The following is a 13,617-nucleotide window of genomic DNA, read 5'->3' on the forward strand; positions in this document are numbered from 1 at the left end:
CTCGGCGAGCAGGCCATGGCCACCTTGAAGGGCTGGCGCCTCCTACGAAAGCTCCGTTGCGGCACCAACCGCATCACCGCGATCGTCCAGGCTGTCCTCGTCCTTCATCACGCCTCGGCGTGATGTTGGAAAAGGCGCACTGATCCTCGCCCCGGGCACCGGTCGAACGCAGCATCGCGCGGCTCGAGTCCTGGCGAATCCTCCGCAGAGCCCGCTGCAGCCCCACCGCATGACCACCATCGCCGCAGCCATCCTCACCCTGGAACGCCAACGCTGAGAATGCCCACTGGTCCACGCCACACGGGAGGCTCCTGGCACCTACTCCCTGGTCAGCTCGTCGCTTCCGCAGCAACGCCCGGCTGCGGCCGGGTCCGCATGCCCCAGCGGGCAAGAGATGGGCCAGCAGCACCCAGCATCGCGAAGAACAACGCCAGCAGCAGCCAGCCCGCCGTGCCGAGGCCGAGCACCACCGTGGTGAGGATCGCGGGGGCAAGAGCCTGGCCCGCGTTGAAGCCGAGGCCGAGGACACCTTGGTACTGGCCCTGGGCATGGTCAGGGGCAAGACCGAAACCCAGGGCGAAACACGCCGAGGACTCCCAGACCTCTGCCAGGCTATGGACGAAGATCGCGGCCAGGACCAGTCCTGCTGCCGCCCAGACCGGGGTGTACGCCGCCAGCGCCATCATCGGGCAGCTGACGAGGAAGAGCAGTCCCGCAGTGCGAAACGCCCTGCCGCCGTCGTACGGGGTCTCGATACGGGAGCCGATCCTGGTCTGCATCAGTACGCAGAAGGCGGAATTGACTGCGAACAGCGCGGCCACCGTCCAGCGCGGCGTTTCGGTGTGCTCGGAGATCCAGATCGGCAGGAGCAGGGAGACCACCGGGTACTGCAGTCCCATGGCCCCGTAGAGGGCGGTGAACGTCAGGAACGGACGGTCCGCGAAGACGAGCCAGCGCCTCTGCCGCGGCGGCGCTGGCAGCGCCGGATAGCGGGGCAGCAGAAGCAGAAGCACCGCGCACAGGGCGAAGCTCGCCGCGTTGCCGAGAATCAGCGTGACATAGGCGCCACGGGTGTCCGCGGCCAGCGCCAGCCCGGCACCCACCGTTCCCAGGATGACGCCCAGGTTGACGAAGGTGCGCAGCTTCGCCCGGAACATGGCCGGTCGCTCACCCCCGACCCGGGCCACCAGAGCCCCCCACGCCGCCCCTCCGACCGCCGCGGCGATCTGGTCGACCGTCGCGATGATCGTGAGCGCGGCCCAGCTCTCGACGAGGACGAGTGCCGCCATTGATACCGCCTGGACCGTGAGGGCCAGCATCATGATCACGCGTGCGCCGCGCCGGTCAGCGAGATGACCCCCAGGTATCCCCGCGCACAAGCCGATCACTCCGGCGATGGTGAGCGCGGCGCCGACCTGCACCGCAGGCAGGCCCACGACCAAGGTGAAATAGAGCGCCGACGCCGCGTTGAACAGACCATTGCCGACCCGGTTGACGAAACTGGCGGCGACCAGCACGCGCTCCGGCCCACTGTCCCCCGCCATCCGGCCTATTCGGCCTGCTAAACCGCCCTTGATCATGGACCGTAGGCTAACAGCGCCGCAGAACCCGCCGCAGTCGTACGACGTGCCTCCACGATCACATGATCATCCGTGGGTGGTGCGTTGACCACTTGAGGGTGCCGGTGTCGACCGACCGGCAAAACCTCGTCCTGGCCGAGGCCGGGATCGAAGGCCCGGTCGTCTTCGAGGAACAGGCCGGCACCTCCAGCCGCCTCCATCCCCTTGAGCGGCCGAAGTTCGGCGAACTGCTCGCCTACGCCCGGCCGGGCGACACCGTGCACATCTCCGAGATGCTCCGCCTCGTACGCGGCACCGGGCACATCCTCGACGTGCTCGACGTCCTCCACCGCGACCAGGTCGCGCTGCGCATCCACGACGGCGCGTTCTCCGCCCTGGACCTCACCGCCCGCCACCCCCGCACCGGCGAACTGCTGTCCACCGTGAAGTTCATGGTGCAGACCCTCGCCGCCGCCGGCGAACTCCAGCGCGGCCTCCAGCGCGAGCTGACCTACGACGGACTGCGGGCCGCCGAGGCCAAGGGCAGCAAAGGCGGACGCCGCCCGGCCGTCCCGGCCGACAGGACCGACGCCGTGCGCACCGCGTACCTGGAGGGCCTCTCCATCGCCGCCCTCGCCCGCGACCACGGCGTCAGCCGCGGCGCCATCCGCACCGCCGTCGCCGATCTCCTGCCCGACCACACCGCCACCGAGGAGGACGCCCCGGTCCCGGAGCTGTCGGTCGTCCTCGACATGCCCGGCAAGGTCGCCGACTTCCTCCGGGCCGCCGACTTGGAACCTGCCGAGCGTGTCGCGCTCGACCAAGGGGTGGCCGTACGACGCGGCCAGGGCTACACCCTGCGCGTCAGCGCCGTCCCGGCCGTGCACCGACAGCTCCTCGCCCGCTGCCAGCCGCTCGACGGCAGCCAGGGTCTCCCCGCAGTCCCGGCCCAGCGCAAGGCCCGCCGCGAGTACGAGAACCGCGTCAGCACCCTCGCGCCGACCGGACCATAATCGTTCTCGCCGGGATTTCCTGTACCCCGACTACTCACACCCGAAGGCCCAGCACTAGATACCAATCCCACCAAGCCCGAGCGGGGGCAGGTCGTTGACCTGCCCCCGCTCGGCTGCGGTACGACGCCTACCGCCGAGGACTGTCAGATGCGCCTGGCACGATGCCCGGCATGAGCCCGACACCAGAGTTGACACAGAGGACCCTGACCGCACGTGGCTTCCGCGGCTTCGTACCGTTCCGTGAACTGCCCGGCAGCAACGTCCCCACCGGGCACGGAATCTACGTGGTGATGCGCACGGACACCTCGCCCCCGTCGTTCCTTCCCACCAGCCCTGCCGGGCACCTCAAGGGCCGCGACCCGTCCGTGACCGCCGACAAGCTCGGCGATGCCTGGGTGGACGGAGCAACGGTCGTGTACATCGGCAAGGCCGCGGGTCAGGACGGACTGAACCAGAGGCTTGCCGACTACCGCCGCCACGGCACCGGTCTGCTGGCCGGCCACTGGGGCGGACGCTACATCTGGCAGCTGGCCGACTCGGACGCACTGCTCGTCGCCTGGCGGCCGATGACCGAGGAAGACCCGGGTGAGGCCGAGCAGGACCTGATCGACGAGTTCAAAGAACTCCACGGAGGAGCTCTGCCCTTCGCCAACCTCAGGAACAACGCCCGAAAGACTCCGGAGACAGGCGCCGGCATCGACTAATCCCGGTCTCCCTGTACCGCTCAGGGGCCGCGCGCCACCGGCCGCGACCCATGGGTGGCACAGGGAGATGATCATGGCCCCGCCGAGCAGCACTCTGATTCACCAAGATCATCCCGTGCGGACTCGCCTCGTCGGCACCCCTGCTACACGTGCACCAGGCGTTACGAAGCGGGAGGCGTGCGCAGCGGTGTGCGGCCAACCTGCCCGTCGGCGAGTCGGACCCCGCGCACCCGGCCGCGTCCGGTCAGGATCCCGGTGACCGCCGTGTGGAAGCGGACCTCGCCGCCGGCGGCGAGGAACGAGTCGGGGAGCGCGCTGGACATGGCCTGCGAACCGCCCCTGACGTGCCAGGGCTTGAACTCCAGGTAGGCGAAGAGCGTGATGGCCAGGTCCTGGAAGGCGAGCCGGGACGGCGGTTGTCCGAGGTACGTCCAGTAGGTGGCGAGGACCGACTTGAGGCCCGGGTCGTCGAAGTGCTCGTCGAGGACGTCCCCGAGCGGGCGCAGGCCCTGCCGGAAGAGGACCGGGGCGATGTCGTCGCCCGGCATCCCGCGCATCGCCGCGATCTGCCAGAAGGCGACGTCCCGCAGCAGCCGGAAGAAGCGCTCGACGCGGTCCCGGTTGCTGGGAACGCCTCCTCCAGCGCGTCGGCGGCCCCGGCCCAGTCCGCCGGGACGGTCACGTCGTGGCGGCCGGGGACGACGGCCCGGTAGAGGTCCTCCTCCTGGACGAAGTCGATCCGGTCGGAGACGCCCGGCTTGTCGGAGAGCCCCCGCAGGGTGAACCCTGGCCTTCCAGGCCGACCCCGGACAGCTGGTGCAGGGCGACCTCGAACTCGTACCGGCCGCGCCGGAAGGAGGTGGCGCAGCCGCCCGGCACGTTGTGCCGCTCGACGAGCAGGGTGCGGATCCCGGCCCGCTGGAGCGTGGCGGCGGCGGTGAGTCCGGCGTTGCCGGCGCCGATCACGACGACATCGACGTCGGTCACGCGCCGGCGGCCTCCGCGGTGTCGGTCGCCTCCGTGGCGGCGGGGGTGTCGGCCGCCTGCGCGGCACCCGCGGCCTCGCGGGCGATCCGGTCGAACTGGGCCCCCATGGCCGCGGCGAGCGCCTGGGCGGCGGAGAGCGGCCGGACCATGACGGTGAAGTCGTCGATCCTGCCGTCCTCGTCGAAGTGGAGGAAGTCGCAGCCCTGGATCCGCTTGCCGTCCACGGTGGCCGTGAAGACGAAGGCGTGGTCGCGGCCGTCCGGGTTCGCGATCTCCCGCTCGTAGGCGAAGTCCTCGAAGACGCGCATCACGCCTCGGAGGATCGCCGCGGTGATCGCCTTGCCGGGGTACGGCTTGAAGGCGACGGGGCTGGTGAAGACGACGTCGTCGGCGAGGAGGGCCTCGATCGCGGCCTCGTCGCGGTTCTCCACGGCCTTGCGGAAGGGATGCACGGGAACACCTCTAGTCAATTAATTGAATAGACGCATCGGAGGGTACGAGCAATCCGGCCAGGTGTCTATACTCGCTTCCGCGACTAATCAAGAATGCGACCCTCAAGGGACGGGAAGCCCGCACGGCTCCAGGAAAGAGGCCCTGCCCATGACCGCCACACCCGTTCGCTTCGCGCGCTTCGTGGCCCTCGGCGACAGCCAGACGGAGGGCGTCGGCGACGGCGACGACACCACGGGCCTGCGCGGCTGGGCCGACCGCCTCGCCGAGCACCTGGCACGGCACGAGCCCGGTCTGCACTACGCCAACCTGGCCGTCCGGGGTCGCGTCGCACGCCAGGTCCACGCCGAACAGCTCGCGCCGGCGCTCGCGCTGCGACCCGACCTGGCGACCGTGGTGGCCGGGGTCAACGACCTGCTGCGGCCCCGCTTCGACGCCGACGAGGTCGCCGGCCACCTGGAGGCGATGTTCGCGGCGCTCACCGCCGGCGGAGCGCGCGTCGCCACCCTCACCTTCCCCGACGTCACCCGCCTCATGCCCCTGGCCAGGCCCGTACGCCACCGCGTCACCGCCCTCAACGACCGCATCCGCGCGGCCGCGCGACGGCACGGCGTGATCGTCGTGGAGACCGGTCACCACGAGGTCGTGACCGACCCCCGGCTGTGGAGCCGGGACCGGCTGCACGCCAGTCCGATCGGCCACGAGCGCATCGCCGCCGCCGTCGCCCACACCCTCGCCCTGCCCGACAGCGACGACTCCTGGGCGCACCCCCTGCCCACCCCGCCCGGCCCCGGCGACGTCACCGGCGAACTGCGCTGGGCCGCCGAGTTCCTGGGCCCCTGGCTCGGACGCCGACTGCGCGGCCACTCCTCCGGCGACGACCGCACCGCCAAGCGCCCCGACCTCACCCCGCTCCGCGCCTAGGGCCTGTCCGGCGGATCAGGGCCGGCCCGATCGGCCCTCAGGGCATCGGACGGCTGTGCCGCGTCCACCGGCGTACGGGGACACCCGGGGAGACAAGCAGGCTACCGGTGCGTAACCTCTTGGCCTCGCCCGTGCCGGACGGGCGGGGCACGCCCCGCCCGAGCCGCCCGAGCCGCTCGAGACGGAGTCACAGCGATGGTGTCACCCCACGAGTCGTTCGCCCGTGAGCCGTGGTACGAACTCCCCGCGGAGCCGGCCGCCTTGATCCGGCCGCGGATCGACGGGATCGCCACCGACATGGTCGACGCCATCCGCGCGGAGGTCGCCGTGTACCGCCGCCCCGTCGACTCCGCCGTCGACCGGGACCTGCCGAGTCGATCCGGCGGGCGATGCACCAGTTCGCCGAGCTCACCGAGCGCCCCGACAGCCCGCAGGACCACCACAGCCGCCACTTCCGGCGCACCTGGGCCGCGTCGAGTTCCTCAACGGCCGTACGACCGGCGGACTCCAGGCCGCGTTCCGGGTGGGCGCCCGCGTGGGCGGCCGCCGGTACGCCGAACTCGTACACGCCGCGGCCCTGCCTCCCGACCTCGTCCTGCCCCTCCACGAGGCCGTGCTGGTCCACATCAACGCGCTGTCCAACGAGTCCGTCAAAGGGTTCCTCGCGGCGCAGCTGCGCTCCGAGGGCGAGCGGAAACGGGCTCGCCGCGCGCTCGTCGAGCGACTGCTCGAAACGCCGTGGAGCGGCCGGCGTCCCCCGCTCGCCGCGCTCACCTCCCTCGCGGGGCCGGCGGGTTGGGCGCTGCCGCGGACCGTCGCGGTCGCCCTCGTCCGGCCGGGCGGGCGGGCGTCCCCGGAACGGACGACGACCTCCTCGTGTCGCACCGGGGGAACGACGCCGTGGTGATCGTCCCGGAGCCGGACACCAGCGGCCTCGTGGAGCGGCTGCGGCTCGCCGTCCACGCCCGGGCCGCCGCGCTCGGCCCAGCCGTCGGCCTCCGGGAGGCGTGGCTCTCGCTGCAGTGCGCCAGGCTCGCCCTCGACCGCCGGGCGAAGGACGAGCACGGCCTCTTCGTACGCGCCGAGGACGAACTGGCGGAGCTCCACCTGCTCCGGGGCGCGCCGATCGGACGCCTCCTCGACCGGCGTGTGCTCGCCGCCTTCGCCGGACTGCCCCGGGGGCGGGCGACCCGCCTCGCCGAGACGCTGGAGGCCCTGCCGGCGTCCTGGGTCCGGACGGCGCCGGAGGTGGCACAGGCCCTGGGCATCCACCCCCAGACCGCACGGCAGCGGCTCCGCCGTCTCGACGCGCTGTTCGGCGACCGCCTCAGCGACTCCGACTTCCGCTTCGAGGCCTTGTTGGCCCTCCGCACAAGGGCCTTGAGCCCGGAACCGAACCGAGCCGAGCCGAGGGTGGCACCCCCAGGGGTCTCACCCCGCCCACGGAGTTGTGTCAGGCACGTGAGGCGTCGTCGCCGGAACCTGTCACCGCCGTGCGCGGTCCCCGCGCGGGCGGCGGCGGCTCCTGGTGCGCGTCGGGTTCAGGACGCCAGTCCGGCCGGGACGTCACGCGCCGGTAGCGTCCGCGTCTTCGCCTCGACGGAAAGGGGTGGACGCGCCGCCGCGCCCCCACGAGAGCACAGCGGAGAACCCACCTCATGCGCAGCCTCAGTACCCGCTTCACCTCGGCCGTCGCGGGCCTGGCGGTCGCCGCCGGTCTCGCCCTCGCCGGCACCGGCACGGCGGCGGCCGCCGCGCCGGTCGCCACGGCTCCGGCGCTGTTCGGCTCCGGGGACCACGCAGGCCCGCCCCAGCGCGCCTTCGCGTCGGCATACGGCTACTCGGTCCTCGCCCCCCACGGCCGTCCCGAGCGGGGCCGACGACCGGTTCTGTCGTCCGACCGCCGCCCACCCCCGCCCCGTCGTCCTCGTGCACGGCACGTTCGAGAACCGGTACGCCGACTGGGCCGGCCTCGCGCCCGAGCTCAAGAGACAGGGCCACTGCGTCTACGCGCTCGACTACGGCGGGGTCGTCGGCCCGGTCACCGGCCTCGGCGACATCCGCGACTCGGCACGCGAACCGGCGGCGTTCGTCGAGCGCGTCCGCGCCGCGACGGGCGCGGCGAAGGTCGACCTCGTCGGCCACTCCCAGGGCGGCATGACGCCCCGCCACCACCTGAAGAACCTGGGCGGCACCACGAAGGTCGACAAGCTCGTCGCGCTCTCCCCGACCAACCACGGCACCGGCCTCCTCGGCCTGGGAACGATGACCCGCGTGGTCCCGCTCGGCGACGAGTTCCTGGGCCTCCTCTGCACGGCGTGCAGCCGGCAGATCACCGGCTCCGGCTTCGTCACCGCCCTCAACTCCCCTGGCGAGCCCCACCCCGCGTCACGTACACGCTGATCGCCACCCGCTACGACGAGGTCGTCACCCCGTACACCTCGTCCTTCCTGGCCGCCGCCCCGAACGTCACCGACCAGCGCATCCAGGACTTCTGCCCCGACGACTCCACCGAGCACCTGGGCATCAGCTACGACCCGGTCGCCACCCGCCTCGTCCTCGACGCCCTCGACCCCGCGCACGCCCGGCGCCCCGCCTGCTGAACCCCGCCCCACCGCAGGCCCCGTGGCCTGCCGGGCCGCGGGGCGCGCCGCACGCGCCGGAGACCGTCGGACGGCTCTCGGATGCCCCCGGACGGCGTCCGCCATCCGCCACGCGGCACCCCGGCCGGATGCCATCATGTGCTCTTCGGAGGGGATACCGAGGGGGTCGGGTGTGGCTGGTGCACGTCGTGTGGCGCTCTTGATCGGTGTGCGGGACAACCCCGGTGTCGCGCGGCACCTCCCCCCGCTGGGGGCCACCGTCGACGCCGACCTCGCGGCGATGGAAGCGGCGCTGCGGGGCAGCGACTACGCCGTCGAGACGCTGCGCGATCCCACGCGCAACGAGATCACCGAACGGATCACCGCGCTGGCGCTCGGCGCGGCCCCCGGCGGCACGCTGCTGCTCCACTTCACCGGGCACGGCGTGCGCGTCGGGGACACCGACTACCTGGTGCCCGCCGACGCCCAGGCGCCCGCGGGGAGCGCCGGGACGGCGGACGGGCGGTCCCGGCACGGTGACGCGGGGGGCGGCCCGGACCGGCACGGCGGTGCGGGTGAGGGCCGGGGCCGCGGCGGGTGGGACCAGCCGCACGTGCGCGAGTCCCTGCTCGAAGCCGACATCAGCAGGTACCTGACCGGCTGCGCCGCCGACACGGTCCTGTGGATCGTCGACGCCTGCCGCTCGGCCGAGGACGCGGGAGCCGCCGCGTTCGGGAGCCGCATCGTCGCGGGGCCGCCCCGCTCCGGCTTCGCCGTGCTGACCGGCTGCGGGCCCAACGAACTGAGCGGCGCCACGGACGCGGGCAGCTTCTTCTCGCTCGCGCTCGCGAGGGCCCTCGGCCCGCTCACCGAGGCCACCACGGTGGAGCAGGTGTACGAGGCGGCCCGCCGTGAGACGCGGAACCTGGCCCGGCGCGCGGGGGCCCCACCGCAACGGGCCCTGATCCACTACGGCACCGACCGGGAGGCCGAGACCCGGTCGTGGGAGGTCGCCAGGGGCAGGCGCCTGCTGGAGGAGTGGCAGGACGCGGTGCGCGTACCGGCGCTCTGGGACCACGTGCCGGCCGCCGACGACGCGGTGGTCGCCGGCTTCCAGGACTGTCTGGCCGGCCTCGCCGCGGACGTGGCCCGGCACGTGCACCACGCGCAGGAGCGGCTCGGCGACCCGTGGGCCGACGACGAGTTCCCCGTACGGGTGCTGCGCGACGTGCTCCCGACGCTGCTGCCCAAGGGCGCCGAGCTGTCCGCCCTCGAGGTCACGGCGCTGATCGCCGGCGTCCTGCTGCACGAGGCGGCCTGGGCCGACCGGCTGGGCCAGGCCGCCGGGATCCGTCCGCGTTCGGTGCGCCGCCGCCCCGACGCCGACGACCCGCGGCGGCACTACGAGCAGATCACCGAGCAGCATCCCCAGATCACCGAGAAGCTGACGGACTGGTACTGGTGGGACTCCGCCCCGTCGGACGACCGCCATGCCGTCGTGCTGTGGCTGGTCCACCGGTGGATCGCCGAACGGTTCGCCACCGACGAGGAGGCCGTGTCCGAGGTGTGGTCCGCCGGGTTCGTGACCCGGCTCCTCGAAGGGACGGATCAGCCGGCGCGCGGTCAGGGCACGGCGCCGAGCAGCCGAGCGGCCCGGCTCTCGGCCGCGCTGCGGACGGTCGCCACGGGCCTCGCCCTCGGCGAGCCGCCGGAGGGCCGGCGGAACCCGCTCCCCGACCGTCATGTCGTACGCAAGACCCCGCAGCGGCTGCGGACCGGCCCGCTGGCGGCGCTGCTCCGGCTGGCGGGGCTCCTCGCCTTCGACGCCCGGCGGATGCCGGAGGTGGTCGCCGAGCACTTGGCGGTCTCCGATCCGGTGGTGCCGGACGAGCTGATCACGGTGCTCCGCGATGCCGTGTGGGACCTCGACCGGACCGGCGAGGCCCCCGCGTACCTGCATCTCGACGCCGTCTGCCCGCACCCCGCGATCCATGCGGCGCTCACCGCGACCGTCGAGGACGCCGACGAACTCGTCCACGCGCTGGCCGAGACGGCCAAGGGGCTCCCCACCGACGAGGGCGCGCTGCTGAGCGGCCTGCCCACCCGCCTCACGGTCCACCGGCTGCGTCCCGCCGAGCAGGGCGGCCTCGACGCGTACGACGTGCCCCTCACCCGCTTCACCCTGGCCCAGACGGAGATCCGCCGGCTGCTCATGGGCGAGGAGCTGTACGACGGGAAGCCCACGCTCGCCCTGCGGGAGCTGTACCAGAACGCCCTGGACGCCTGCCGCTACCGGGACATGCGCGTCCGCTACCTGCGGAGCTGCGGGAAGGAGCCCCGCCCCTGGGCGGGCGGGATCCGCATCCGGACCGGCCGGGACGAGCGCGGCCCCTACGTCGAATGCCTCGACAACGGCGTCGGCATGACCGAGAAGCAGCTCAGGAGCACCTTCACGCAGGCCGGCCGGCGTTTCGACCAGTCCCAGGCGTTCCGACGCGAGCAGGCGGCCTGGCTCCGCCAGGACACGGCGCTGCGCCTCTACCCCAACAGCCGCTTCGGCATCGGCGTCTTCAGCTACTTCATGCTGGCCGACGAGATGGTCATCGTCACCCGCCCGGTCGGCCCCGACGGCAGGCCCGCCGAGAAGGCTCTGCGCGTGGAGATCCCCGTCAGCGGCAGTCTGTTCCGGGTCCGCGAGGTGGACGAGCGGGGCACCGCGGTCCTCCCGGACGGCGGCACCCGCGTACGGCTCTACCTGCGCGACGACCGCCGTCTGACGGGCGATTCCTGCCTGTCGGCCCTGCGTTCCCAGGTCCTGGTGAGCGAGTTCACCCTGGACGTACGGGACGAGGACGGCCGGGGGGCCACCTGGGAGGCCGGCGTCCTCCAGTCGGGCGAGGGGAAGTTCACGGTCGCCGCGGAGTCGGCCGTGGAGGCGGTGCCCGGCATCCTGTGGTGGGTCAAGGGCAGGGGTGCGATCGTCTGCGACGGCATCGTCACCGACAAGGGCACGGTCGGTCACGTCCTCAACCTGTCGGGCGAGTACCGGGGCAGACTCAGCGTCAACCGCAACAAGCTGGAGGACTTCGACATCCGGTGGGCCCACGAGCAGATCCGCCTGGGGGCTCGCGCGCTGCCCGGGTGGCCAGGACTGACCCTCGCATGGCTCTGGTCCATGGAGACCCGCAACCACGCCATCGCCCGGATCCTGTGGCAGGAGTGGCGGGGCAAGGGCGTGCGGGTGGCGGCCGAGTACGGCCGTACGGTCGACCTCGACGAGGTCGGCTGGTTCAGGCTGGACACGCACGTGGAGGGACGGTCCACGCCCACGGGCAAGGACGGCCGGCTCCACGACGCCATCCGCCCCTGGCGGACCGCCGCCCTCGGGCACAGACTCGGCAGGCAGCGCGAAGCGGCTCCGTCCTCCCTCGAAGGGCATCCGGTGCCGGAGCCGGGCTGGTCGCACATCGCCGACGACGTCGAAGGGGACTGGCGCAACGCCGTCAAGGTCGCCTACAGCCAGGGGATCGAGGTCTCGGAGGTGCTCCGCACGGCCCGCTCCCTGCGCGTCGCCCATCCGCGTCTGGCCGCCCCACCGGTCTTCGGCGCCGGCGACCTCGACTGGAAGCCCGACCACACCGACCTGCACGTCGTCTCCGGGCTCCTGGGACCCGAGAGGGACCCTTACGCCAACTTCGCGATCAGCTTCGGGGGCGGCGGCACGTACGCCGGGAAGGACCGCCAGAGGAACGAGTTCGTCCATCGGCACCCGCCGCGGGACCTGAGCGGGGTCGTCCGCGCGTCCGCCGAATACCGCACGCCGCTCGGCGAGTTGCTCGGCACGTGCGCCAAGTACGCGCCCTTCCTGGACGCCCCGGTCCCCTCCGTGCCCGATCACCACCGCGACCACGTGTGCACCCGGGACGAGCTGTCGCTGCTGTACGTCCGGGAGAACGAGGACAGTTGGCGGCCGACGACCACTCCCTGGGACCTCCGGGCGGCGGCGCTCGACGCGGGCTGCGCCACTCGCGAAGCCCTGTGGAGGGTCGCCCTCTTCGGCTGGCTCCGCCCGGTTCCCGATCCGGCGTCCGTGGAACGCTGGGCCTCGGTTCCGTCCGACCTCTTCCACCTCCTGCGGCGCTACGTCGTGGACGAGGGCGACGGAAGCGCGGTGCTGCCGTGGGCCGCCACCCTCGACCTCGCCGCCGAGTGGGAGATCCCGCTGCACAAGGCGGAGCGCGTCCTCGCCCTCCACGCGCGGGAACTCGGTCTGGTCCACCGCCGCCGGTACACGAAGGGGTCGGCGGGACGGGCGGTCGTTCCGTCACTCGGGACCGGGCAGCTCGTCGGCTGGCTGCACGACGTGGACGTCCGGCTCGAACAAGGGGTGTCCCTCCGGGACCTCGCCTACGTCCGGCCGCACACGACCAGTTGGGAGGAGCTCTCCTGGACCCTCGACGAACTGCGCTCCGTCGGGGTGTCCCTGCCGGATGCCGCGCCGCTGCTGCGGGCCTGGGACGAACTGCCGATCCCCAGCCGGTTCGCGTTCTCCGGTCCGGATCCCTCCTGGGACTCGGCGAACTACCCGGTCCCCGCCACTTCGGCCGTCCTGTTCACCGCGAGCCAGGAGCTCCGCGAGAAGCTGTCGTACCTGTGGAAGACGGCGGGCCGCGAGGCGGAGCGCCTGAAGCTCGGGCCGGACCTCGTGGCGGCGGAACTCCCCAAGGAACTGCGGAAGTTCCGCCCGTCGGCGGACGAGACGATGGCACTGCTCACCTACGGGGTCGACGACGACGATGACAACGGCGAGTGGTGCGAGACCCCCCGGTGGGACCCGCTCACCCCGAAGAAGCTCGTCGTCTACGCGAGCAAGCACCGCCAGGGCGTCCGGGAGGCCTACGCCGCACTCGTACCGCTGCGCGCGATCGGGGCCCTCGTCCCGCCGCTCGACGCCGAGGCCGTGGCCGGCCTCCCCGCCGGCGTGCCCGACGCGTACACCGCCGCGACCGTCGACCCGGCCCATCGGGTCTCCCCCGCCGGATCGCCGCTGGTGCCGCTCGACCTCGTCAGTGTCGCGGGCCGCCTCGGCGAGCCGGTCGGTCGCACCTGGGAGCGGATCAGGCCCTACCTGGCCCTGGAAGGAGGAGCTCCACCGATCGCCGACGTGCCCGAGGTCGTACCCCGCTGGCAGGATCTGGTGATCCTCTCCGAACGACTCGACGGGATGCTGCCCGCGCTGGGCGGGACGGTGAGCCGGGCTCGGGTCGCCGTCCGCGCCGAGGCGGTCGGGGAGTCGCCCGCTTGGGTGCGGGAGCGGCTGGAGGTCTACGCGGGGATGTTCGGGCTGGAAGTGGAGCCCGGGGACACGGCCGAGCCCGACGGCGCATGACGACCGCGG

General features: G+C 72.8%; 10 protein-coding genes and 4 pseudogenes. 10 read left to right on the forward strand and 4 right to left on the reverse strand.

All coding sequences use genetic code 11. The features are described from left to right. Positions 1 to 123: pseudogene (locus OO54_RS44905) on the forward strand (IS5/IS1182 family transposase); the annotation flags it as partial. A gap of 20 nt (positions 124 to 143) precedes the next feature. Next, positions 144 to 277 (forward strand): annotated as a pseudogene (locus OO54_RS43270) (IS5/IS1182 family transposase); the annotation flags it as partial. 52 nt (positions 278 to 329) lie between these two features. Here the strand turns inward: OO54_RS43270 and OO54_RS05125 are convergent. Next, entirely contained in the window at positions 330 to 1,580 is a 1,251-nt protein-coding gene (locus tag OO54_RS05125; protein ID WP_078905050.1) for an MFS transporter, read from the reverse strand. A gap of 98 nt (positions 1,581 to 1,678) precedes the next feature. Here OO54_RS05125 and OO54_RS05130 point away from each other — a divergent pair, with 98 nt between their 5' ends. Next, the gene (locus tag OO54_RS05130; RefSeq protein WP_234439658.1) at positions 1,679 to 2,572 is read left to right on the forward strand and encodes a recombinase family protein; all 894 of its coding nucleotides are present in this window, start codon (positions 1,679 to 1,681) and stop codon (positions 2,570 to 2,572) included. Between the two features lie 170 nt (positions 2,573 to 2,742). Further along, positions 2,743 to 3,276: a hypothetical protein gene (locus tag OO54_RS05135; RefSeq protein WP_234439659.1), complete on the forward strand. Its 534-nt coding sequence runs from the start codon at positions 2,743 to 2,745 to the stop codon at positions 3,274 to 3,276. Positions 3,277 to 3,437: 161 nt separating this feature from the next. Here OO54_RS05135 and OO54_RS46305 read toward each other — a convergent pair whose 3' ends face one another. The 3 genes from OO54_RS46305 to OO54_RS05145 form a co-directional block, all read right to left on the reverse strand. Beyond that, a complete protein-coding gene (locus OO54_RS46305; protein WP_167348124.1) occupies positions 3,438 to 3,833 on the reverse strand; it encodes a phytoene desaturase family protein in 396 nt (131 codons plus the stop codon). A 121-nt stretch (positions 3,834 to 3,954) separates the two neighbouring features. Beyond that, positions 3,955 to 4,263 (reverse strand): FAD-dependent oxidoreductase, encoded by a 309-nt coding sequence (locus OO54_RS46715; RefSeq protein WP_051786718.1) that lies wholly within the window; start codon positions 4,261 to 4,263, stop codon positions 3,955 to 3,957. Further along, a complete protein-coding gene (locus tag OO54_RS05145) occupies positions 4,260 to 4,715 on the reverse strand; it encodes a nuclear transport factor 2 family protein (protein ID WP_033201660.1) in 456 nt (151 codons plus the stop codon). Before OO54_RS05145 ends, OO54_RS46715 begins: the two co-directional genes overlap by 4 nt. 148 nt (positions 4,716 to 4,863) lie before the next feature. Here OO54_RS05145 and OO54_RS05150 point away from each other — a divergent pair, with 148 nt between their 5' ends. From OO54_RS05150 to OO54_RS05165, 6 genes and pseudogenes are all read left to right on the forward strand, one after another. Next, positions 4,864 to 5,637, forward strand: a complete 774-nt coding sequence (locus OO54_RS05150) for an SGNH/GDSL hydrolase family protein (protein ID WP_033201661.1) — start codon at positions 4,864 to 4,866, stop codon at positions 5,635 to 5,637. A gap of 430 nt (positions 5,638 to 6,067) precedes the next feature. After that, a pseudogene (locus OO54_RS47135) lies at positions 6,068 to 6,544 on the forward strand (PucR-like N-terminal domain-containing protein); the annotation flags it as partial. A gap of 242 nt (positions 6,545 to 6,786) precedes the next feature. Next, positions 6,787 to 6,996: pseudogene (locus OO54_RS48710) on the forward strand (helix-turn-helix domain-containing protein); the annotation flags it as partial. Positions 6,997 to 7,566: 570 nt separating this feature from the next. Then, the gene (locus tag OO54_RS47140) at positions 7,567 to 8,040 is read left to right on the forward strand and encodes an esterase/lipase family protein (RefSeq protein ID WP_051786719.1); all 474 of its coding nucleotides are present in this window, start codon (positions 7,567 to 7,569) and stop codon (positions 8,038 to 8,040) included. Continuing rightward, positions 7,956 to 8,240 (forward strand): hypothetical protein, encoded by a 285-nt coding sequence (locus OO54_RS47145; protein WP_051786720.1) that lies wholly within the window; start codon positions 7,956 to 7,958, stop codon positions 8,238 to 8,240. The genes OO54_RS47140 and OO54_RS47145 overlap by 85 nt, the downstream gene beginning before the upstream one ends. Before the next feature lie 190 nt (positions 8,241 to 8,430). Next, a complete protein-coding gene (locus tag OO54_RS05165; RefSeq protein WP_234439661.1) occupies positions 8,431 to 13,608 on the forward strand; it encodes an HD domain-containing protein in 5,178 nt (1,725 codons plus the stop codon). The last annotated feature ends 9 nt before the right edge of the window (positions 13,609 to 13,617 follow it).

This window comes from Streptomyces wedmorensis, from assembly GCF_000716445.1.
GTDB lineage: Bacteria > Actinomycetota > Actinomycetes > Streptomycetales > Streptomycetaceae > Streptomyces > Streptomyces wedmorensis.

Excerpts from the sequence above, each read along its gene's own strand:
- OO54_RS05125 (WP_078905050.1), bottom strand. The coding sequence starts at position 1,580 with ATGATCAAGGGCGGTTTAGCAGGCCGAATAGGCCGGATGGCGGGGGAC.
- OO54_RS05135 (WP_234439659.1), top strand. The coding sequence starts at position 2,743 with ATGAGCCCGACACCAGAGTTGACACAGAGGACCCTGACCGCACGTGGC.
- OO54_RS46305 (WP_167348124.1), bottom strand. The coding sequence starts at position 3,833 with ATGCGCGGGATGCCGGGCGACGACATCGCCCCGGTCCTCTTCCGGCAG.
- OO54_RS05150 (WP_033201661.1), top strand. The coding sequence starts at position 4,864 with ATGACCGCCACACCCGTTCGCTTCGCGCGCTTCGTGGCCCTCGGCGAC.